Consider the following 22,346-nt stretch of genomic DNA (forward strand, 5'->3'; position numbering starts at 1 on the left):
GTATTTCCTTATTTTTTATTATTCAGGTGTTGCTGCACTGATGCCAGAAAATGGTCGATATTGATCGGTTTGGTAATATAATCGTTAAAGCCCGCATCCTTGCCGCGCTTGATATCACTTGGCATGGCATTGGCGGTAATCGCAATCACCGGCGTATGCTGCAGATCCGGCTCATGGTGCAAGACCTTGATCACCTCATAGCCATCCATGCCGGGCATGTTGATATCCAGCAGGATTAAATCCGGCTGGCGGGCCAATGCAAGCTCTATCCCTAATGCCGGCGTATGAGCAGTAAACAGATGAAGGTGCGGCACGGTACCTAGTATTTGCGTTACCAGCTTGAGGTTGGCCGGATTGTCTTCGATATAGAGCACATTATGAGTATAGGCCTGACAATCCTCACCACAGCAGGCTTTGCTATTCTTCTCCAGTTCCGCAATATGGCGGCTATCAGCATTACTCAGCGGCTGCTCCATCGGCAGTTCAATCCAGAAACAACTGCCCACACCAAGCTCACTCTCGACGCCAATCGTACCGCCCATCATTTCAACTATACGCTGCGTGATGGTCAGACCTATACCAGTGCCCTCAATGTTACTGCCCTCTGCCCCCAGCCGGTTAAACGGCTGAAACAAGCCATCAAGCTGGTCTGCAGCAATACCAGGCCCAGTATCCCGCACAAGGATGCGTAAGCGGTTGATGCCGGGATACTGCACCTCCAGTTTTACACTGCCTGCCTCGCGGTTGTACTTGATGGCATTGGACAACAGATTCAGCAGCACCTGTTTGAGCCGGATGCGATCAGCCCTGACCATGGTGTCATCTGCACACTCAAGGCTGCAGTGTATATGGCGTTTCTCTGCCAATGCGGCCACTAATGCATGGCACTCCTGTATGACCGGACACACAGCTACCGGCTCCAGCGACAGGTTGATCGTGCCTGACTCCACCTTTGCCAGATCCAGCACTTCATTGATCAGCTCCAGCAGGTGGCCGCCCGCCTTGAGAATCTCATATACATTATCCCTGTGCTCTTCAGGCAGGGTATCGTCATATTCCATTAACTGGCCAAAACCGAGAATCGCATTCATCGGCGTACGCAGCTCATGACTCATGCTGGACAGAAATTCTGACTTGGCTCGATTGGCCAGATCCGCAGCATCACGTGCATCCTCCAGTGCAAACTCAGACAGTTTGCGGTCATTGATATCCTGCACCACTCCGATCATCCGCATGGGGTTACCCTCGCTGTCACGCTGCACATCCCCCCTCTCCAGCAGCCAGTGGACGCTGCCGTCCGGCCAGACCACACGGTGTTCAATATCATAAGGCACATCACGATCAATACAGGCCGTCACCGCATCGTTAACCGCCTGTCGATCATCCGGGTGTACAGCAGCCAGAAAGTTCTCGTAAGACGTTTCCAGGTCTCCATCCGGATAGCCAAACAGCGGCGCGATACGCTCGGTCCAGAATAGATCACCGGTAACAATATCCCACTCCCAGGTACCGATATTGGCGAAAAGCTGGCCGCGGCGCAGGCGCTCTTTGGCTGCATCTGCTCCCTGCTCGGCACGGAGACGTTCAGTGATATCGTGAAAACTCCAGACCCGACCGTGGATATTGTTAATATCCTTGAGCGGCTTGGAATGACGCTCAAAAACACGACCATCGGCGAGCTCAATCAGATCCTCGGATTCATCATCAGACATATACAAAGCTTTAACCTTGCTGAGAAAAGCCTCCGGCTCGGCCAGTTGCGACAGAGCATGGCTGAGAAGCTGCTCATCACTGGCAGAATCTGCAAGGTGCCCGGGCAGATTCCACATTTCGCGGAACTGCTGGTTCATAAACAGTATCTCTCCCTTATTATCAACCGCCAGAATTCCATCCTTGGTGGACTCCAGTGTGGCATTGAGCCTGATAACACTGCGCTCTTTTGATTCCTCTGCAAGTTTTCGTTCGCTGATATTATTGTGGCTGACTACCACCCCTCCATCACTCCCTAACAATGGCATGACAATCATTTCGAACCAGCGTTGTTCATCCTCAGAATGGCAGGGATACTCGCTCCTGAAGCAGCCACTGTTACCACTCAAAACCTCTTTAATTCCATCCACTACTCGATCAACACCTGGATAGCCTGCCTCTCTGGCCTGGCAGCAAACCTGGAGATAGTTGGTGCCAATACCGCTGTTTGCAACCGGCTCACCCGGTTGCACAGCATTACTGGCTCCATAGCTCTTCCAGGATTCATTGACAGCGAGAATCAGGCCATTCTTATCCAGTACAGCGATATGTGCAGAGACAGAGTCCAGTATCGCTCGCGAAAAACGCTGCTGCTCCTGGATTATCTGCTCACTTCTACCGCGTGCCAATGCGCTGTTGATCAGATTGGCCAGCATGAGTAATGAATCAAGATACTCATGTTCCCAGTCCCGGGCTTTATCTAGCTGGTCAAAGCCAATGAAACCGACGCTTTGGCCATGACGTTGTAACGGAAAGCCACATAGTGCCCGGATATCAAGGGACTCAAACAGTTTTCTATCTGCCGCTGCGTCCACTGGCAGCTCTTTGATATCAGGTACCAGTACAGGTTTACCTTGCAGGATTTGCTGCCACCACCATGGAGCCATGGTTATCGGCAGGTTTTGCAGCTCCTGCTGCTGTGATGCGATACCCGGTGCGCACCACTCATGGCTGTTGCACATGCTCCAGCCATCATGGCTAAGCTCAAACAGGTAGGCTCGCTCTACAGCCAAGCAGACTCCCGCCAGGCCAAGCACCTGTGTTATGGTAACGTCAAGCTGTTGATAATCTGACGACAGTAATAGATTTGCCGCCTCAGCCAGCACAGCACTGATCGCATTTTGTTTGCGCTCTGCCTGCTCTGCCAGTTTTTGGCGGGTGATATCGGTACGGACAGAGATGTACTGATAGGGTTTCCCCCTATCATCAACCAATGGAGTGATGGTAGAAACCACCCAATAAAGGCCACCACCTTTGCGCCGATTGCAAATTTCACCATGCCAGACCTGGCCATTGCTGATGGTCTGCCAGAGATCTTCATAAAACTGTGCGCAGTGCTCTGTTGATTTAACGATTCGGTGATTCTGTCCCAGTAGTTCGTCACGTTGATAACCACTTATCTGGCAAAACAGATCGTTCGCATAGGTAATCCGCCCCGCCATATCGGCCATGCTGACAATGGCATGCAGATCAAGTGCCTGATGCTCACGTTCGCGCTCGTACAGGGCTTGTTGCAGGCGCTGGCTCAGCGCCTGGTTCTGCCTTGCACGCCGTGCTCTGGCTATAATAGCGGACACCAGATGTTGCGGCTGTACCGGTTTGACCAGAAAATCGTCACCGCCCAGATTCAGAGCCTGCAACTGCTGGCCCATGTCGGTCTCAGCCGATAGAAACAGGATAGGCAATTGCAGATAAGCATGGCGCTCCCGTACGATCGCCGCTAACTCGGGTCCGCGGATATCCGGCATGTACACATCCAGCACCAGGACATCGGGTTTGAAGCTATCGAGCAATTGCAGGGTATCTGATGGCTCGGATATTGCCGTCACTACCATGCCCGCTTGCTGCAGAACGGCCGATTGAGCCTCTAATAGCAGCGGATCGTCGTCCACAAGCATCACGCGATACGGCGACTCGGGTACGCGATCTGTGAGATTATCCAGAATGTCGCAAAGGCGCCCCGCCTCAAGCGGCTTGGACAGGTAATGACTGGCTCCTGCCCGATAAGCTGCCAGTCGTGCCGACTGATCATCCCTTACCGTGGTCATAACCACTGGCGGGAAAGACTGATCAGCTGTGTTTAGCTCCTTCAGCAATTCAACTCCAGCAGCCTCTCCCTCAGGAAAAACCATATCCAGCACCAACGCATCAGGCCTGGCTCCCTGTTGCCAGGTGGCGCGGAAATCCTCAAGGGAAGTAAACAACTGCACTCGAAATCCATTATCCTTGAGGGTGCTGCTCAACTGCTCTGCCTGGCCAGGGTCATCCTCAAGCAGGTAGATCAGAGGATTCCGGACCAAACGGGACAATGCTGCATGGGGTGACACGTGTGGCGCAGGAGTGTCAGACCCGCTGAGCGCCAAGGACTCCATATGTGACAGTTCAGCACCGATTGCATCCCAGGTTTCGGGTAGTGGAACTACTCCACTTTCAACAATGCCTTTCAGCCTTGTTTCCAGCTGGCGGGACGCGACCCCAAGCGACTGCATCCCAAAGGTACCGGCGCTACCGGTCAGGCTGTGCAACTGATAATGCAGTTTCTGAGCGCACTCAGGCTGCCAGTCACAGGCACTTGTGCTTTGGTAAGCAACACGCATCAGAGCGAGGCGCTCTGGCAGTTTACGGACAAACTGGCGTTGTAAATCTTTCAAGGCATCATTGTATTGCGACATCACTGCTTTACCTTTCTAAATAAGTCGAATCAATCCAGTTCCACTACTCTCGTGGCTATCTCCTCTCCCTTCGAGTCAATGCATAATGCACTGATATCAATTTCTGCCAGGCAGATATCATCCGCTGGTTCAGTTTCCTGTATATGCTGAACCAGAGCCTGACGAATGACCTGCATGGGGTGCTCACTCTCACAAAGCGACTGGCGTAATAGCTTAAATGTCTGACTGAAACTGCAGAGGTCAGCATTCAGCGCCTCTGTCACCCCATCCGAGTACAGAATCACCTTCTCATCCTGTGTAAGGGTCTGCTGTTTCGTCTCAGGTTGGAAAAGCTCAGGAGGTAGAATCCCCAGAGCCATATTTTCAGAGCGGAATTCAGCGATCTTTTTCGTGTTCGGGCTGATGCACATGGCCGCAGGCATACCACCATTCCAGATACTCAGCATGCGGTCATTGCAGTCACATCTCATAATTATCGCTGCGACAAACCTGTCACTCGGCAGCAGCTTATTAAGCTGGGCGTTTAACTCAGCTGCTATCTCACTGACACTGCTGGCTTTTTTAACCGCCGCGTGAAATATCAAGGATATGGGAATGAGACTGATTGCTGCCGCTAAACCATGGCCCATGGCGTCGGCCAACATCACGTAACAGGCACCAGTGGCAGGACATCTACCCGCAAGCAGCATATCACCACTGAATAGACTTGCCGGGCGATGGTAGCAGCTGATGCCGCCAAGCTGGCGCCCTGTATTGCCCAGCAGGTTTTCGTAAAGGCTTTGAGCCAGTATGTTCTCCTGCTCCAGAAGGCTTTTCTGTTGCCTGGTGACTTTGAGGTGGCGTTGCATCTCAATTAAATTGCGCACCCGAGCCAGTAGTTCAATATGGTCAAAAGGTTTAGTCAGGAAGTCTCTGGCTCCAGCTTGCAGCGCCCTCAGGCGATACTCTCTTTGCTGGTATGCTGTCAGTACAACAATTGGCGGTAGCAAGGGGTCTTGCAGTGCATGAAACTCCTCCAGAAGAGTGAACCCATCTTTGGAGGGCATTTGCAGATCCAGTAAAATGATATCTGCCTGACGAGCCAGATAGGCTCCGATGGCCAGCTCCGGATCTTGTAATAACTGAATATGCCTGTAGCCGTTAGACCTGAGGACCTTTTCCAGCAATTTCAAGTTTGCGGCTTCATCATCAATGATTAAGATATGTGCATCACTGTAGTCTGCAACCTGCTGCATAAAAACCTCTTTGATGATTAGTGCTGTATACCCAACCGTGATCCATTCCCTGCTTTCAGGTTATGTCTGGCTCGGCATATATCTCGCGTACAGCCACAACACTTGGCAACTCGAGTAAAAAAAGCTCAACCAGAACCGGGTCGAAGTGCTTGCCACTATTCTCTTTTATCAGTTCAACCGCAGCCTCTACTGACCAGGCTTTTTTATAGGGACGGACCGAGGTCAGGGCATCAAACACATCTGCCAGAGCTGCGATACGCCCTGCCATCGGAATATCTTCACCAGACAACCCGTTGGGGTAACCACTACCATCCCACTTTTCATGATGTGTCAGAGCAATATCGCGAGCCATTAACATTAATTCACTGTCATCACCCTCAAGCAGTTTCGCGCCTATCGCTGCATGGGTTTTCATGATGGCCCACTCGCTTGGTTCGAGCTTGCCGGGCTTGAGTAAAATATGATCTGGAATGCCGATTTTCCCTATGTCGTGCATTGGGCTGGCATTCAGAATAAGATCGACCTTTGCATCGCTCCAACCAACCGCCGTTGCCAGCAGAGCACAAATATGGCTCATGCGCAGAATATGGTTGCCGGTTTCTTCATCACGATACTCTGCCGCCATACCAAGCCGCTGCACCACCTGCAGACGGGTATGGTGCAGTTCATCCGTACGCTCCTTTACCAGCTGCTCAAGCAGATCTTTTTTGTTGTGCAGCATCTCATGGGCGAGCTGAACATCCAGCAGATTTCGCACCCGCATCAAGAGTTCGCTTCGATCAAAGGGCTTACTCACAAAGTCACGCGCACCGCCTGCCAAGGCCTTTAATAAATAATCCTTGGTATGCTGCGCTGTAAGTATCACTATGGGTGGCAACAGTGGGTCATTCAGCGCGATCAGTTGTGCCATTACCTGATAACCATCCAGATGTGGCATATTGATATCCAGCAGGATCAAATGAGGACGCTGCTGCTGATATTGATGCAATACATCTCTGGGGTCCTGGATCAGCACACGCTGCTGATAGCCCTGTGAGGCAAGCATTTTATCCAGCAGTTTGAGGTTGGCAGGTTCATCATCAACGATGAAAATACACACACTCTCACGCGACATCGGCTGTTCTGTCATAGCACTATCTCTCTGCTTGTGTTTCTGTAAACACTGCTTTTGTGACGCCGCGCATGAGTACTGATATTCAGACCCTGACACCGCGCCCCTTTTGAGCAACCCAGCTCAGAATTTCGCCAGCCATCCTATCCAGCGGCTCTATCAGTTCAGCAGCCCCGATCTCCGCTGCCGCACGGGGCATGCCATACACGACACTACTGATCTCATCCTGAGCCAGGGTAAAGGCACCTGCATTCCTGAGTCGTAACAGCCCTTCTGCCCCATCACGCCCCATACCCGTCAACAGTGTTGCAATAGTGTTCAGAGGCGCCACCTCAGCCATGGAATCAAACATCACATCCACTGACGGTCGGTGGCGATTCACGGCAGCATCTGAACCCAGTACCACATGGTAGTTGGCACCCGAGCGTTTAATTCTCATATGCTGATCACCGGGCGCTATGTATGCATATCCCGGAAGGATTCGCTCACCATCCTCCGCTTCCTTGACACGTATCTCGCACAATGAATTAAGCCTCTGTGCAAACGAGCGCGTAAATCCGGCTGGCATGTGCTGGGTGACCAACACTGCCGGCGAAAATGCAGGCAAGCCTGAAAGCAACTGCTGGATCGCTACTGTGCCACCCGTTGAGGCACCCACCCCTATGAGCAGTTCGGTTCCCTGAAAAGCTGTGACACTTGTTGGTGCTTGGGGGTGAGGCTTGCCTGAAGTGCGATGCGTTACCACCCTTGTAACAGCCAATTTTGACATGGCTGCAGCACGCACTTTGTCCGCTATCAATGCAGAAAAGTCACTTAACCCCGCTTCCACACCCAGGCGAGGTTTAGGTATAAAATCCACAGCTCCCATATCCAATGCACGTAATGTTATATCAGCACCAGCTTCTGTCAGTGTGGATATCATCACGACAGGTGTCGGCTGAGCACTCATCAACTTCTCAAGAAAGGTCAGCCCATCCACTCGGGGCATCTCAATATCAAGGGTGATCACGTCTGGCTTCAACTTCCTGACCATATCACGCGCCTCGTAGGCGTCACGGGCTGCAGCGACTACCTGCATATCCGGCTGTTGATTGATAATCTCGGTTAACAGCCGGCGGATCAGGGCAGAGTCATCCACCACTAACACGCGTATTTTGCTTCCTGGCATAGCTGGCTCCTCAAAAACAGGTGGCTAGAACAGATCAACGTCACCACTGACTGGCGCGGACTTGATCTTGAGGCGATATTCGCTCTCGCGCTCCAGAATTGTCGTGTTATGAATTGATCGCAGCGTTTTGATCTTGACCTTTCCGGTATCGGTGAAGAAGTAAACCTTGCGCGGGTAGTCCCCCAGCAAATCATGCCCCACCACAGGTATGCCCTCATTATGAAGATACTCCTCCACAAACTGGGCATTGCGCTGACCGACATTAGCCACTGTTAAACCACGCAATACATTGCCACCACCAAATATCTTGGCCTGCAAACGCTGACGGGAGGCGCCCATTTTGATCAGGTGGTTAATCAACAGCTCCATCGCATAACTGCCATATCGTGCAGACTCAGTGACAACACCTTCAGCCGCTGAATGGTCATTTGGCAGCAAAAAATGGTTCATCCCACCAATACCCGTTACCGGATCGCGCACACACGCAGCAACACAGGAGCCCAAGACAGTGACAATCAACAAGCCGTGGTTGGTGACATAGTATTCACCCGGCAAAATCTTGACCGCCTCACGGTCAAAATAGCGATCAAAGTAGTGATTCGGTGCAAGAAAGTGGTGGGCTTTATCCTGGGTCATTGCTCTCACCACTCAGCGCCGAAACATAGGTGCTTTTTCCAGTCAAGCGCACAACATGCGTGGCATGAACAAAGCTCTCGGAGTGTCCTGCAAAGTAGAGCCCACCCGGTGTAAGCACCTTCATCATGCGCGTCAACAGGCTCAACTGGGTTGGCTTATCGAAATAGATCATCACATTTCGGCAAAAAATAATGTCGAACTGTGACGTCAGCGGCCATGGCTGATCAAGCAAGTTCAATTTTTTGAAACTCACCAGCGAGCGTAACGCCGGATTGACCCGGGCATAACCCGCCCTTGGCCCCTGGCCTCGCTGAAAGAACCGCTTTTTCCGTTCAGGTGCAAGGCTCGAAATACGCTCCAGCGAATAAACGCCTTTACGGGCATGCTCAAGCACCTGGCTATCAATATCAGTTGCCAGAATTCTGGCCGGAGGGGACCAGGTGCCATATGCTTCCACCAGCGTCATCGCAATACTGTAAGGCTCTTCACCGGTACTCGACGCTGCACACCAGACTTTCAACGGCCGCTTCTTGCGCTGCCCTATATATCTGGCAAGCTCTTCAAAGTGATGAGGCTCACGAAAAAAGGAGGTGTGATTGGTTGTCAGGGCATTGATGAAGTTTTCCAACTCATCACTGCGCTCTGCCAGATACGCGAGGTAATCGGTAAACTGCTGCAGACCAAGTGCTCTCAGTCGGCGGGCCAGCCGACTGTAAACCAGATTACTCTTGTTATCCGACAGATTTATGCCAGCCCGTTGGCGAATCAGTGCCTGTATCTGCCGAAAATCAGCATCACTGAAGTGAAATTCACGCAGCTCACCCATTATCTCTTTCACCTTTTTCAAGTGTAAGCAAAAAACGCTCCAGGCTTTCCGTTAACTGGCGATCACGTTGCAATACTGCAGCAAAGCGCTGTGTCTCATCAGCGTGAACACTTCGTGCGGTTATCAATATGATGGGAGTGGAACGATTAGGCCCAGACGATGCCTGTAACGCAGCAGCCAGAGCCTGGCTGTCAATATCGCCCGGATCACGCGCTGAAATGATCAGATCAAAGCGCTGTCTGACCAGCAACTGAAGTGCACTCAGCCCAGTCTCAATCACCTTCACGTCATAGTGGTGATCAACCATGAACTGCTGGAAAAACTGTTGCATCAGCTGAGTAGGCTCAATGACAAGGCATGACTTACGAGCAGAGTTATGCTCCAGATATGACAGCTGCCGTGCCAGATCTCCCCACTCAGGAGCAGCCTGATCACGGGCGCGCTGTGCTATCTCGCGCATAAGATCCGTACCTGCAAGCAGCCTTTCCAGTTGAAGGGTATTTAGTGCCTGAGTTGACTGTTCCAGCAGGTCCTCAAGGTGATGGCACACTCGGCTCAGAAGATGCAGCCCATAGGTGCCACCGGAGCCTTTGAGACTGTGAATGCGTCGCTTCAACTCAGCCATTACCGGCTCTGACAACTCCTTGTGTAAAGTATCAAATTGATGCTCAATCCAATCGACGTGTTCATCAAGGTCCAGCACAAACTCCTGTCGAAGATTAAACAAAACAGCCTGAACCTGGTCCTCATGCTCCATCGAGCGTCCTCCCGGTGCTCTTTTCAGGTAATCTCGATACCACCTGAGAGTGCAGAGGCCATTTCACCCAGAAACATGCTCCGCTTCTATGATCAGGGTCATAACCGATACTGCCATACATCTCTTGCGCTAAGTTTCTGGATATAAACAGGCCCAGTCCCATACCACCACTGGATCGTTTGTCCGAACCATCCGCCTGGGAGAAGCGCTGGAAAAGAAAGGGTTGAAACTCAACCGGCACACCCGGCCCCTGATCCTCGACCTGAATCACCACATCACCTTTGTGCTCATGCATTGATACTGTGACCACCCCGCTGTCTGGCGAAAATTTGATCGCATTCGACAACAGATTACTGATGATCTGTCTGAAGCGTACCGGATCAAGCCACAGCGAACCTGCAGCCGTCATCTGCAGATCAATCAAGATACCTCTCTGAGCTGCAGTGACCTGATGACTTGCAATCACCTCAGGTAACAGTTGCTGCAGATCAACCTGAGAGTACTTGAATGTCAAAGTCCCCTGAGCAAGAGCCTCAATATCCAGCAGATCGTTTATCAAAATGCTCAACTGATCCGCATTCCTGGAGGCCATTTCCAGCAGTTGGCGCATTTCAACTGGCATATCAGAATAGATCCCCCCCTTCAGAAGCCCCAATGCTCCAGCAATAGCAGTCAGCGGTGTTCTCAGCTCATGGCTGATAGTGGAGATAAATTCCTGCTTGATCGACTCTGAGTGCTTGCGATCCGAAATATCCTGGACAGTGCCCACCAGTTTGAATGGCGTGCCGTCTGAGTTGAAACGTGTTTCTGCAAACTCCCGTACCCAGCGGATCTGGCCATCTGCACGAATAATCCGGTGCTCAACGTCATGTATGCCGGTTTCAATAGCTCGCGCCTCACTGGCACGAAGCAAAGGAATATCTTCGGGATGAACAAAGCTGAAGAAAAGATCCACTGAGGGGGTTGTAACCTCCTTGTCCAGGCCGAAAATGTCATAAATAACATCCGACCACCATAACTCACCTGTAGTCAGCCATGCCTCCCAGTGGCCCAGTAGTACCATACGACTGGTATCCTCCAGACGTTTCTGCTCAGTACGCAGAATCTGGTTTGTTTGCAGTAACGCCTCTCTGGCAAGGTGTAACTCTGTGACATCCCATATAAAGCCATCAAGAAAAAGCAGGTCACCGTCATCGTTGAATACCCCTCTTCCAATTTCCTGCACCCATATGATGCGTCCATCGGCATGCAGCATTCGGTATTCGATACGAAACCCCTGGCGCAGAGCGAGATTCTGGTCAACGCAGAATTTCACATCATGCATGTCCTCAGGCAGTATCAGATCCTGAAAGCACATTGGCCGCTTGCTAACAGATGAGACATAAAAGAGATCTGGAGAGTAGCCCAGCATCTCTTCTATGTAGGCACTGATATGGAATACCGTCCAGCCATCATCATTGGCGCAGCGATAAGCGACACCAGGAAGGTTATCCATCAAGTCCCGGAACTGATGGTCCACAGGTTCAGAACTCGCCCCAGTCATCTTCTTCCTCTATCTGTGGTTTTGGAATTCGACGTGGCGTTCCTGATGCTCTGGGTGCAGCAGCGCTGGCTGGTGCCAACAGGGCTGGCCTCCCTGTTTGCTGGATATTTATCCTGAAACGCGTTACCAGCAGGTTCAGCTCTTCTGCCTGAGACTGCTGGCTTTCTGCCGCGGCAGCAGCTTCTTCAACCAGAGCAGCATTCTGCTGAGTCATCTCATCCATCTGATTCACTGCCACCGATATATTCTCGATACCCCGCGCCTGCTCTTCAGAGGCAGCGGATATTTCTGCATTGATATCAGTAACACGCTGGATAGAGGTCACCACATCCTGCATCGTATTGCCGGCCTGTTTGACCAGACTGTCACCACGCTCAATCTTGCTGACTGAATCGGATATCAGTTGTTTGATGTCCTTCGCTGCATTGGCTGACCGCTGAGCCAGGGTCCTGACCTCTGATGCGACCACTGCAAACCCACGCCCCTGATCACCGGCACGCGCGGCTTCAACTGCGGCATTCAATGCAAGAATGTTGGTCTGGAAAGCGATGCCATCAATTACACCGATGATATCTGCAATTTTCTGAGCCGAATGGTTAATTTCAGACATGGTGCTGACAACCTGCTGAACAACATCCCCACCCTCGGCTGCAACCTTCGACGCCTGTGAAGAGAGGATGTTGGCCTGTCTTGCGTTATCAGCATTCTGCTTAACAGTTGACGTAAGCTCTTCCATGCTGGAGGCGGTTTCCTCAAGGCTGGACGCTTGCTCCTCAGTACGTGATGACAAATCCGTGTTACCAACCGCTATCTCTTTTGCTGCAGTACTGATCACATCGGCGGCCGAACGTATTGCGCCGATCATCTCAGAGAGGCTTTCCGCTGTTTCGTTGCAGCCATTCTTCAACTCTTCAAAGCTGCCGCCATAACTGCCAGTGACCCTCTGAGAGAGATCGCCCTCAGAAATCGCGCTCAATACCTGATTAATATCATTCAGCCCGTTTTGGGTTGTATTTAACAGTGCATTGAGTCCTTCCGCCAGCTTCAGGAAGAATGCAGTTTTGTTTGCTGTATCAATCCGGGTTGTAAAGTCACCCCGCCCGGCTGCCTCTACAGCAGCACTGACCTCATTTTCTATTCCCACCTCCTGAGTTCTGTCGAGCCACTCAACCACAGAACCCAGTCGCTCACCACTTTCGGAGTTAATGGGGTTAACAATCAAGCGAAAATGGAGTCGCCCAACCTGTATGTTTGCCGTATGTGTTTTAGTCAGTGATGACAAAAGGTTCATTTGGTGGGATGGGTTTTTGTGGAAAACATCCATATTGCTACCGACAATTTTATCAACAGAAAAGTGGGGCAGTTCCTGACGAAGATCTGCCTCGACCAGTCGTAGCATTTTTTCAACGGCACTGTTTATATATATGATTTTCCGGTCATTGTCGGCAATCATGATATTAGTCGATGTAGTATCCAGCGCACCCAGAATCCTACTTAACTCGTGTTCGGCTGCTATCTCTTTAGTTCTATCCTGCCATTCGACAACCGTTCCCAGACGCTCGCCATCGGCAGCAAAAATCGGGTTGGCTATTAATCTGAAATGGCGATTTGTTACCTGAATATTACCCACATAGGTATCCTTCAATCTCGCCAGGAGCTGGTTTTGATGAGAAGGGTTCTTATGGAAAATATCCATATTGCTGCCGACCACACTGTCCACGGAAAAATGAGGCAACGAAGCTTTCAGATCACTTTCTGCCTCTCGCAACATCTGCTCAACAGCCTTATTCATATAAACAATATTACGATCTGCATCAGCAATCATTATATTGGTGGAGGTAGAATCCAAGGCTGATTTTATCCGCAACATGAAAGCATTTTGCATCTGCTGTTGAGCATCGCTGCCAAACCAAGATTTAATATTCATTATTGTGTCTCCTGCGCAGCTGAGCTGGCATCAAAAAGACCCAGCTCCTGGCTTGAAATTAGTTTTTCTATGTTAAGTAAAATGATCATGTTGTTATTAATTGGCGCGAGCCCAAAAAGATACTGACTATCAAAAGCCACACCAAATTCTGGAGGCGGTTTAATATCCTGTTTCTGAAAATTGATGACATCTGATACGGCATCCACAACGATGCCTACAATTCGATCGCCTATGTGTAGCATGATCACAATAGTAAACTCATTATATTCAGCCCGACCAACATCAAACTTGATGCGCAGATCAACAATAGGAACAACATCTCCTCGAAGATTCAGTACCCCTTTTATAAAAGGAGGCGCATTAGCAATTTTAGTGACCGGCTCATATCCACGAATTTCACGCACCTGCATGATATCCAGGCCATAATGCTCATCACCCAGCGTGAAGGTTAAAAATTCACATGTACTGGATTCCGGTTTAATGGTGTCGCCTGCATTGTCACTCATACCGTTTCCTTCATCATCAGAGATTCATCTACCCGCTGAGCCAGAGACTCAGCATCAAGTATCAGGGCTACGCTGCCATCACCCATGATGGTAGCCCCGGCAATGCCCGGAACTCGCCGGTAATGCTGCTCAAGACTTTTGATCACCACCTGCTGTTGCCCGATAAGGTCATCCACCATCAGTGCAAATCTGGTTTTGCTCGTTTCAATCAGCACCAGTATCGCTTCAGAGATGGCTGTTCGTGCACCTTCAACCTGCATCACCTGATACAGTGGCACTATGGGCCAGTAGGCGTCCCTGAGTTCCAGCATCTCCTGCTTCTTGATCTGTTTGATCTGCTCAGGAGATGGTTGAACAGACTCAATAATATTCACGAGAGGGATAATGAAGTGCTGTTCTCCGACAGCAACAGACATGCCATCCAGAATAGCCAGTGTCAGCGGCAAACGAATCTGAAACTTAGCCCCCTCTCCGGTACGGGACTCAATTTCGATCCGCCCGCCCATGTGTTCAATATTTCGTTTGACAACGTCCATGCCAACGCCACGCCCTGAAACATCTGTCACCTCTGCTGCGGTGGAGAAGCCTGGTGCCATGATCAACTGCCATACCTGCGAGTCCGTTGGATGTTCCGGCAATTCTATGGACTTCTCTGCCGCTTTCTGCAGAATTCGCTCACGATTCAAGCCTGCACCATCGTCGATAACACTGATAAGTATATTGCCGCCCTTTTGCTCAGCCCTCAGTGTCAGACGACCACATTCAGGTTTGCCTTTTCGCAGACGCTCTTCCGGTTGTTCGATCCCATGATCAAGACTGTTGCGGACAAGATGAGTCAGCGGATCTGCAAGGCGCTCAATCAGCCCTTTATCAATTTCTGTCTGCCCACCCTCCACAACTAACTCCACACGCTTGTGCAGCTTGGAGGACAGATCGCGCACCACACGAGGAAAACGATTGAATACAAAGGAGATAGGCAGCATTCTTATCGACATGATGCTCTCCTGCAGCTCTCGAGTATTGCGTTCCAACTCAACAAGTGCAGCATGCAGCCGTTCAGTTTCAGGCCCTTGTACTTCTGAACCGATCAGGTTTAGCATGGATTGTGTGATCACCAGCTCACCCACCATATTCACAAGTTGATCGACCTTTACTATGTCGACCCTGATGGAGCTGGCTTCTCGCTCACTGCGTTGAGCAGGTTGCGAACTATCAGGCCGTACAACTGGCTTTGCAGGCGCTGTTTCGGTTGTGTTTGATGGCTGTGCAGGTGATGAAGTCGCAGCCACATCGGTGGGAGCAGCACCAGCAACTGGCACTTCCGGCAACTCAGCCGTAGCGGGCAGTGGCTCAAAAAAACCAAAGCCATCATCACTCCCAGCCTGTTCCGACTCATCCTGATCAAAGAAACCATAGGAGTCATCCCTTCCCGGTTGTTGCAGTGGCTCAAAGAAACCATAGCCCTGTTCGACCTGGGGAGCAGGTCCTTCTGCTGTAAGCCAGACTTCAAGAGAGTGGGTTATGTCGCCTATCTCGGTCCAGTTTATCTCTGACTGGTTGCGGTAGCTTTCAAGTATGGCGCGCAGGTGGTCACTCGTTCCCAGCAAGCAGTCAACGAGTGGCTGAGTCAATGACATACTGCCGCTACGCACTTGTTCAAGAATATTTTCCATGACATGCGTCACAGTGGTGAGCGCATCAAATCCAAAGATCCCGCTTCCTCCCTTGATGGAGTGGGCTGCGCGAAAAATGGTATCCAGATCTTCAGCCTGAGGCGCACTCAGGTCGATGGCCATTAAAACACGCTCCATTTCATCCAGATGCTCATGCCCCTCCTCAAAGAAGGTGGCATGAAACTGACTCATATCAATACTCATTCCCCACTCCCAGATGGTTGAAATCAACCCACCACTTTCGCTGTCACTTCCAGCAATTTGGCTGGATCAAAGGGTTTGACCATCCATCCTGTCGCACCCGCAGCGCGACCCTGTGCCTTCATCGCATCACTCGACTCTGTCGTGAGTACAACAATTGGGGTGCGGGAATAAGCCGGTAGCTGGCGCAAGGAGCGAATCAATGTCAAACCATCCATGCGCGGCATATTCTGATCCGTCAGAACAAAGTCATAGCGCCCTGACTTGCACATATCGAGCGCTTGTTGCCCGTCCTGTGCGGTAGTGACAAGGTACCCCTTGGATTTCAAGGTCACCTCTACCATCTGACGAATGGACGCCGAGTCATCGACAACCAAAATCTGTTTAGCCATAGTGCACATCATCTCTCTTTAAATAGATTGTTTAACCGATCCTGACCTTGATCAGATTCCCCGGTGGCAATACCTCAAGCTGGGTACTGAGGCTAGCGACAAGTACAAGCCCACGTCCCGACATCATTCTGTCCTGCCTTTTCTGAATCTCTTGCATATCGAACCCTTCCCCGGTGTCACACACTTCTATGATCAATCCGGCGTTCTCGTGACTGTTCTCGCCAGTTGGAGTCCAGCTCAGAAGGACATCAATCCTGTCAGCATCAGTGAGCTGGGACAGGCGCTCATCCCGCAAGGCAAGATACGTTGTAAATCCATCCACCTGCTCTTTTATCTGTGAGTCAAGACCCAGTAATCCATGATCAACCGCATTGGCGCAGAGCTCAGCCAGAATAGTGAAAACCCTTTCAGACAAAGCCTGATCAGCACCCATCTCCTGTAAGAACTGGCTGAACAGCAGAGGCACGCGATGCTGCCCCAGCTCAAGTCCTGCCTGAGAAAGCTGCCACTTGAAAGGGGAGTGATGACGCAAGCTGGTCAGCGGATCCAGCTCATCCTTCATGGAGTCATCTGACAGTGATTGCAGAACCCTCTGTGGCGCGACCACACATACCGACAGATCATCCATGACCGGTTCGCTGGCTCTGAAGTGTTCAAGCGCCTGCATAATCACATCAAGGGTTATATCTGGATCCGCTCTGAGACACATTTCCAACCGCCGATGACCAAACGGCTGGTGTTCCGGTGACATCTGCTCCGTTACCCCATCGCTGACCATCAGCAGGTAGTGGGTATCAACCAGAGAAAGAGGCTCAAGCGCGACATCAAAAAGATCATCCGACAGAATGCCAAGCGCCATATGACTGGAGCAAACACGACTCATGACTGAACCATCCTGACCGACCTGCAACAGTGCAGGCATGCCGCCATTCCAAACTTTGATCTCATCTCTGAGCGGATCCAGTTCAAGACAGATAGCTGCTACGAAACGGTCATCAGGCGTGTCGCTGAGGAGATGGCGATTCAGCTCAATCAGTATTTGCTGCAGGCCAAAACCCTTTTGTGCCATCCCCTGGAATACACGAACGAGTGGCAGCAGTGTTATTGCAGCCGAAAGTCCGTGGCCGGTTGCATCTGTCAGCATGAAAAGATAACGACCTCCCGGTGTACGGGCGCTCAGCACCAGATCACCGCCAAATGCACTGCAGGAAACCACCTGAGCAAATACCCCCTGATCAACCAGATGGGTTCGACGCAACAGATAATCATAGGCAAAACGCGCCATTGACTCCTCCTGCTCTCGCTCAGCAATCAGCTCCAGCAGCAGGCTGTTCTGCTCAGCCAACTGCTCCTGCACCGTCTGACTCTGCAGTAATGCATTGACTTTGAAGGCCAGCAGATTGACGTCAAAGGGTTTGACGACATAATCCGATGCGCCTCGCGAAAAACAGCTCGCAAGAAATGACTGATCATGATTACCACTGATCATGATGACGGGCACAAACGCACGATCCCAGCTTTTAGCAGCTGCCATCAAATCAGGTAGTAAGTCGACCCCCTCACCATCACCCAGGTAGTTGTCGAGCAGGACCAGATCGAAGCCATGCTGATCCTGCATCGCCGCATTAGCCGCCTTAAAGCTTGGTGCCTCAGACACCTCAAGCTCAAACTCAGAAACTCGGGAAGTCAGCACAGCGGACAGGAGCAAGCGCAATGAAGCATCATCCTCAACCACCAGCACTCGTCGCGCACGGGATGCGTCAGGATCATTATGGGTTGCCAGGCGGGTCAGCATCTGAGATCTGCTCACACTATTTCATACAACTTTTGCATGTTGGCAATCTCAATGGTCTCCCGCACAGCACCCTGTGCATTAGCCAGCTTCAGTATCAGACTTTTCCGGTCAAGCATTTTTCGATGCAGTTGAACCAGCATCCCCAGGGCCGCACTGTCCATATATTGAGTAGCGCGAAGATCGACGATGAGTGTCCGCATCGCCTCATCCTTGAGCACTGCTTGTACCTGCTGCTGAAACTCAGTATGAGTGCTGAAGTCGAACCGTTGACCTGTTCTTATCACATTCACTTCCGGCATTACTTAAGCTCCTGTAAAAAGCCATGGAGTTATCATCAAAAAAGCTCTATTTCGCCACTGCTCATCGATTGTGCGGCAACAGGATTGGATGGACGTTTGTCCAGCCGCAATCGCGCCTCCTCGACAACTTCATGAAGGGTTTCGGATAAGTGACTCTGATGACGAAGCTTATCCAGCAAGGCGACAGTGATATCGAGTGAGCCCAGGTTGTAACGCAGGTTCTGAGTAGCAATATCCTCAAACTGCAATGCCCGAATGGCTTCATGAATATTAAATTCAAGTGCAGCCGCACTGCTCTGTATCTGCTCAGCACATCTGGCATCCTCTGCTGTCTTACGCAGCAGATACTCAATCGTTGTCTCAACATCACGCTTAGCATCAAGTACATAGGTCATATCCTGAGACGCATTCATGCCCACCTCTTCACTCAGCGCACGAATGGACTCATCAATATCCTTGAGCTTCACCTGTATCGCTTCGCTGAAGCCGGCAGAGCGCACAGAAAGTGCTCTGACCTCATCTGCAACCACTGCAAAGCCACGACCACTGTCACCAGCACGAGCCGCTTCTATTGCAGCATTCAAGGCAAGAAGGTTGGTTTGTGCGGAGATGCCATCAATATCCTTCAGTAGTTTCATCACTGCAGGCATCGCATCAGAAATGCTATCGACGCGTTCGACCAACCCCATTGAAGCTGAACTCATTTCAACGGTCGTATCAACAAACTGACGCAAGAGACTGGATGTGTCATCAGCAAACCGTGACATTTGACAGCTGAGCGTTTCATCGCCACTGCCTGACGTGTCGAGTCCCAACAGATGACGAATTGTCTGCTGCTGCTCGCCCAGTTGCACTTCCAGTTCTCGGAATGCACTGGATAGTGTTCTGCATGCATCAATCTGGACGGTTTCAAGTGCAGACAGACTGTCGCGGCTGTCACAGATCACATTCTGAACATGATGAACCGCCTCCAAATACTGTACAGGCACAACTGCATCTTCAGCAGGAGGAGGCTCCTTTGATTCGGCGGGATGTTGGCGTGCAAACCGAGCAGATGACTTGAGTAGCAGCCAAAGAACAAAGAGCAGAAGGATAGTTGATGCCAACCCGTATTCGAGCGGTAACCAGTAACCGCTGGCCCAGGCCGAAACAGGAATTGCAAGTAGCAGAACACGGTACAGCCAGACTCGCATCAGTAATAACCCATTGTTGAAATGACAATGGTTAGAACTCTAGTCTGATTGGTCAGCAGCGGCAGCAGTAACCCGGAGTTATTTACTGCTTATGGCTCAATCTTGATACATTTATGAAACAATCGCGGCTAGAGCAAGCCAGAGATTCACTGGCCGAATACTGACACCGACGGAAACCAGTCTACCCGAAGGGTGACTAATCATGCAGCGGCAACTCAAACCAGAAGGTCGCACCTTCACCTTCTTTGGAGTTGAAGCCGATACGGCCATCCATCTGTTGGATCAACTCCCGTGCAATGGCAAGCCCGAGTCCGGTTCCTCCCTGCCTGCGCGCATCGGAGCTGTCAGCTTGAGAAAACTTCTGGAAAATTTGTGAATGAAAACCTTCAGGTACTCCAGCACCTCGATCGGAAACGGCCACACGGACCCAGCTGGCTGTTGGCTTTACTGTAATATGGACACTTTCACCCTCTGGTGAAAATTTGATGGCATTGGACAGCAGGTTAGCCAGCACCTGCTGCAGACGCTGGCTATCCACATATACCATGGCGTCTGTCGTTGTGCTGTCCAGTACCAGTGAAACATGGCGGTCAGCGCAGTATGCCTGGTGACTGTCTACTGCCTGTTTAACAAGCGGAAGCAAGGGTTGCATCTGCATAGAAAATTGCAGCTTGCCTGCGGCTATTCTTTCCATATCCAGCAAGTCGTTGATCAGATGGGTCAAACGCTTGCTGTTTTCGTGAGCAATATTCAAGACCAGCCGGGCCTGATCCGACAGCTCACCGACTGCGCCACCCACAACAAGGCCGAGTGCGCCTGAAATGGATGTGAGAGGCGTTCGTAACTCATGACTGACCGTTGATACAAATTCACTTTTCATCAGCTCCATGCGCTTACGCTCGGTGATATCTTCACTGATACCAAGATAGCCGGAAATATCACCCGCAGCGTTTGTCAGCGCAGTTACGGTCAGCGAGACAGGGACATGCCGACCATCCTTGCATACATAGGTCCACTCTCTGGTTTCAGAACCCTCCTGTTCTGCGACCTCCACAAATGTACGAAAGCCCTCTATGCTCTTGCCCTTCAGCCGACTCAGCTCTGCCGAGCGTGCCAGAACCTCTTGAGGCAGATGCAAAAGTGCAGGTGTTTCCTTGCCGATCAGATCATCAGCCTCATAACCCAGCATCTTTTCAGCACCTGAGTTGAAAAGGGTAATCAGCCCGGTACGATCTGTTGCAATAATGGAAAACTCTGATGCAGCAGCCAGCACATTCTGAAGTTGCTCTGCTGTATCGGCAAGCTCGAGGGTTCGATGGCGAACCTCAGACTCCAAGCCGCTTCTGGCTTGGCGTAATTCATAAAAATTATCTGAAAGCGTTTCACTCATGGCCTGCAGAGTCTGTGCAAGGTTGGAATACTCCAGCACACGACTGTCCGGCACGCTTGGGCGCACACCCTCCGCTATCTGTGCGGTCAACCCTTTACTGACCTGATCCAACTGACATAGTGGACGACTTATCCAACGACTGAGCCCTGCTGAAATCAGGGTGGCAAAAGCGATGATTGCCAGCAGCAACGTAAATAAGAATACTCGCTGTTGCTCCACGAGAGCGACCAGGGGAGCTGCTGGCCACTCTGCACGAATACTAGCAATTTCGGGTACGGCATCAACGGGAGCGTCAATGAAGTAACGCCCCTCTTTCCAGCGTGCAACTGTCGAAATAGATTCACCAGGCAGCCAGATCGAGAGCCCATGCCCACCTTTTTCAACCCAACCCTTCGCCGCTACTTGAATGCTCTGAAGATCACCACGGTGTGCCAAAACCTTTCCATCTGGTGATACGAGTGCAAGCCCAAGCTCTGCCCTGGTCTGTACACGGCTGAGGTTATAATCATACCTTTCTATATCTTGGAGATAGTCAGACTCAAGTCGGCTGGCCAGGTTGTCTAATCTATCGCCCAGCCGCTCAGCCATGAATGCCTCCTGCTCATTCCTCTGGATATGGCCTTCATAAATGATGGGGGCAACACCTGCGAGAAATGTCACTGTCAACATCACATGAAACAGCAAACTGCCGAGAGAAGGCTTTCTGCTCTTGATGTACGCATGCCTGATGGCTGACAACTGGTATAGCATCAGGAACAGACTGGCAATCAATGTATTGAAAAGGGCGTTGATCAACTGCTTCAATGTCACCATGATCGTTTGATGCCACTCCAATCCAACCAGGTTGCGATACAAGAGCAAAGCAAGAGGTCCGCCAATCAGCAACCAGTAGGCAAGATCTGCCAATACGATGTTCTCCACACCACGCCTGAATAGCAATCCCACAAAAAGCGCTTCAAACGCAAACACAACCATCGCATAGGGAGTGCCCCAGATAATAAAGGTGTAGGCTCCTCCGATAACTGCAATAATCAGCGCTGGAAAAATCCCGAGCAGAACAACTCCCAGCATCACAGCAATAGAACCGAAGATGAAATCCAGGCCAAAGAGCAGTGGCAGGCTGAAGTAGTTACCCGCTACTGCCAGAACGGAAAGGAGCAGAGTAGCCAGCCATTTGTGGGGCATGAAGCCTTTATGATTAATCATGGCAAACCCTGACTGCCAATCGACTTTTTATGAGATACAGTAGTTCTGCAGTCATGCCAGATTCAGT

Annotated in this window: 16 protein-coding genes; all 16 read right to left on the minus strand. The window is 51.0% G+C overall.

Annotated elements, in window-relative coordinates; translation table 11 throughout:
• Nucleotides 1-8: 8 nt before the first annotated feature.
• Nucleotides 9-4,421: a response regulator gene (locus F7R27_RS09760; RefSeq protein WP_151704053.1), complete on the minus strand. Its 4,413-nt coding sequence runs from the start codon at nt 4,419-4,421 to the stop codon at nt 9-11.
• Between the two features lie 29 nt (nt 4,422-4,450).
• A complete protein-coding gene (locus tag F7R27_RS09765; RefSeq protein ID WP_151704054.1) occupies nt 4,451-5,656 on the minus strand; it encodes a SpoIIE family protein phosphatase in 1,206 nt (401 codons plus the stop codon).
• Between the two features lie 55 nt (nt 5,657-5,711).
• Nucleotides 5,712-6,785, minus strand: coding sequence for an HD domain-containing phosphohydrolase (locus tag F7R27_RS09770; RefSeq protein ID WP_151704055.1), 1,074 nt, complete (start codon nt 6,783-6,785; stop codon nt 5,712-5,714).
• A gap of 67 nt (nt 6,786-6,852) precedes the next feature.
• Nucleotides 6,853-7,935, minus strand: coding sequence for a protein-glutamate methylesterase/protein-glutamine glutaminase (locus F7R27_RS09775; RefSeq protein WP_151704056.1), 1,083 nt, complete (start codon nt 7,933-7,935; stop codon nt 6,853-6,855).
• Nucleotides 7,936-7,959: 24 nt separating this feature from the next.
• The gene (gene cheD, locus F7R27_RS09780) at nt 7,960-8,571 is read right to left on the minus strand and encodes a chemoreceptor glutamine deamidase CheD (protein WP_151704057.1); all 612 of its coding nucleotides are present in this window, start codon (nt 8,569-8,571) and stop codon (nt 7,960-7,962) included.
• Nucleotides 8,558-9,397 carry a CheR family methyltransferase gene (locus F7R27_RS09785; protein ID WP_151704058.1) on the minus strand — a complete coding sequence of 280 codons (840 nt, stop codon included), beginning with the start codon at nt 9,395-9,397 and terminating at the stop codon, nt 8,558-8,560. Before F7R27_RS09785 ends, cheD begins: the two co-directional genes overlap by 14 nt.
• On the minus strand, nt 9,390-10,154 hold the full coding sequence (locus tag F7R27_RS09790; protein WP_151704059.1) for an Hpt domain-containing protein: 765 nt from the start codon (nt 10,152-10,154) through the stop codon (nt 9,390-9,392). Before F7R27_RS09790 ends, F7R27_RS09785 begins: the two co-directional genes overlap by 8 nt.
• The gene (locus tag F7R27_RS09795; RefSeq protein WP_168927473.1) at nt 10,144-11,649 is read right to left on the minus strand and encodes a sensor histidine kinase; all 1,506 of its coding nucleotides are present in this window, start codon (nt 11,647-11,649) and stop codon (nt 10,144-10,146) included. Before F7R27_RS09795 ends, F7R27_RS09790 begins: the two co-directional genes overlap by 11 nt.
• Nucleotides 11,650-11,677: 28 nt before the next feature.
• A complete protein-coding gene (locus F7R27_RS09800) occupies nt 11,678-13,624 on the minus strand; it encodes a methyl-accepting chemotaxis protein (protein WP_151704061.1) in 1,947 nt (648 codons plus the stop codon).
• A complete protein-coding gene (locus F7R27_RS09805) occupies nt 13,624-14,130 on the minus strand; it encodes a chemotaxis protein CheW (RefSeq protein WP_151704062.1) in 507 nt (168 codons plus the stop codon). Before F7R27_RS09805 ends, F7R27_RS09800 begins: the two co-directional genes overlap by 1 nt.
• A complete protein-coding gene (locus tag F7R27_RS09810; RefSeq protein ID WP_151704063.1) occupies nt 14,127-16,007 on the minus strand; it encodes a chemotaxis protein CheA in 1,881 nt (626 codons plus the stop codon). The genes F7R27_RS09805 and F7R27_RS09810 overlap by 4 nt, the downstream gene beginning before the upstream one ends.
• Nucleotides 16,008-16,030: 23 nt before the next feature.
• On the minus strand, nt 16,031-16,396 hold the full coding sequence (locus tag F7R27_RS09815; RefSeq protein WP_151704064.1) for a response regulator: 366 nt from the start codon (nt 16,394-16,396) through the stop codon (nt 16,031-16,033).
• Between the two features lie 31 nt (nt 16,397-16,427).
• A complete protein-coding gene (locus F7R27_RS09820) occupies nt 16,428-18,206 on the minus strand; it encodes an ATP-binding SpoIIE family protein phosphatase (RefSeq protein ID WP_151704065.1) in 1,779 nt (592 codons plus the stop codon).
• Nucleotides 18,203-18,490 (minus strand): STAS domain-containing protein, encoded by a 288-nt coding sequence (locus F7R27_RS09825; RefSeq protein WP_151704066.1) that lies wholly within the window; start codon nt 18,488-18,490, stop codon nt 18,203-18,205. The genes F7R27_RS09820 and F7R27_RS09825 overlap by 4 nt, the downstream gene beginning before the upstream one ends.
• A 35-nt stretch (nt 18,491-18,525) precedes the next feature.
• Nucleotides 18,526-19,683 carry a methyl-accepting chemotaxis protein gene (locus F7R27_RS09830; protein WP_151704067.1) on the minus strand — a complete coding sequence of 386 codons (1,158 nt, stop codon included), beginning with the start codon at nt 19,681-19,683 and terminating at the stop codon, nt 18,526-18,528.
• 196 nt (nt 19,684-19,879) lie between these two features.
• On the minus strand, nt 19,880-22,279 hold the full coding sequence (locus tag F7R27_RS09835) for an ATP-binding protein (RefSeq protein WP_240776326.1): 2,400 nt from the start codon (nt 22,277-22,279) through the stop codon (nt 19,880-19,882).
• Nucleotides 22,280-22,346: the final 67 nt, after the last annotated feature.

Origin of the sequence: Nitrincola alkalilacustris, from assembly GCF_008973755.1 — a bacterium.
In the GTDB taxonomy this organism is placed as follows: domain Bacteria; phylum Pseudomonadota; class Gammaproteobacteria; order Pseudomonadales; family Balneatricaceae; genus Nitrincola; species Nitrincola alkalilacustris.

What these genes read in the sequence shown, in the direction of transcription:
- F7R27_RS09760 (WP_151704053.1), bottom strand. Translation starts at nt 4,421, where the DNA reads ATGTCGCAATACAATGATGCCTTGAAAGATTTACAACGCCAGTTTGTC.
- F7R27_RS09765 (WP_151704054.1), bottom strand. Translation starts at nt 5,656, where the DNA reads ATGCAGCAGGTTGCAGACTACAGTGATGCACATATCTTAATCATTGAT.
- F7R27_RS09770 (WP_151704055.1), bottom strand. Translation starts at nt 6,785, where the DNA reads ATGACAGAACAGCCGATGTCGCGTGAGAGTGTGTGTATTTTCATCGTT.
- F7R27_RS09775 (WP_151704056.1), bottom strand. Translation starts at nt 7,935, where the DNA reads ATGCCAGGAAGCAAAATACGCGTGTTAGTGGTGGATGACTCTGCCCTG.
- cheD (WP_151704057.1), bottom strand. Translation starts at nt 8,571, where the DNA reads ATGACCCAGGATAAAGCCCACCACTTTCTTGCACCGAATCACTACTTT.
- F7R27_RS09785 (WP_151704058.1), bottom strand. Translation starts at nt 9,397, where the DNA reads ATGGGTGAGCTGCGTGAATTTCACTTCAGTGATGCTGATTTTCGGCAG.
- F7R27_RS09790 (WP_151704059.1), bottom strand. Translation starts at nt 10,154, where the DNA reads ATGGAGCATGAGGACCAGGTTCAGGCTGTTTTGTTTAATCTTCGACAG.
- F7R27_RS09795 (WP_168927473.1), bottom strand. Translation starts at nt 11,649, where the DNA reads ATGGATAACCTTCCTGGTGTCGCTTATCGCTGCGCCAATGATGATGGC.
- F7R27_RS09800 (WP_151704061.1), bottom strand. Translation starts at nt 13,624, where the DNA reads ATGAATATTAAATCTTGGTTTGGCAGCGATGCTCAACAGCAGATGCAA.
- F7R27_RS09805 (WP_151704062.1), bottom strand. Translation starts at nt 14,130, where the DNA reads ATGAGTGACAATGCAGGCGACACCATTAAACCGGAATCCAGTACATGT.
- F7R27_RS09810 (WP_151704063.1), bottom strand. Translation starts at nt 16,007, where the DNA reads ATGAGTATTGATATGAGTCAGTTTCATGCCACCTTCTTTGAGGAGGGG.
- F7R27_RS09815 (WP_151704064.1), bottom strand. Translation starts at nt 16,396, where the DNA reads ATGGCTAAACAGATTTTGGTTGTCGATGACTCGGCGTCCATTCGTCAG.
- F7R27_RS09825 (WP_151704066.1), bottom strand. Translation starts at nt 18,490, where the DNA reads ATGCCGGAAGTGAATGTGATAAGAACAGGTCAACGGTTCGACTTCAGC.
- F7R27_RS09830 (WP_151704067.1), bottom strand. Translation starts at nt 19,683, where the DNA reads ATGCGAGTCTGGCTGTACCGTGTTCTGCTACTTGCAATTCCTGTTTCG.
- F7R27_RS09835 (WP_240776326.1), bottom strand. Translation starts at nt 22,279, where the DNA reads ATGATTAATCATAAAGGCTTCATGCCCCACAAATGGCTGGCTACTCTG.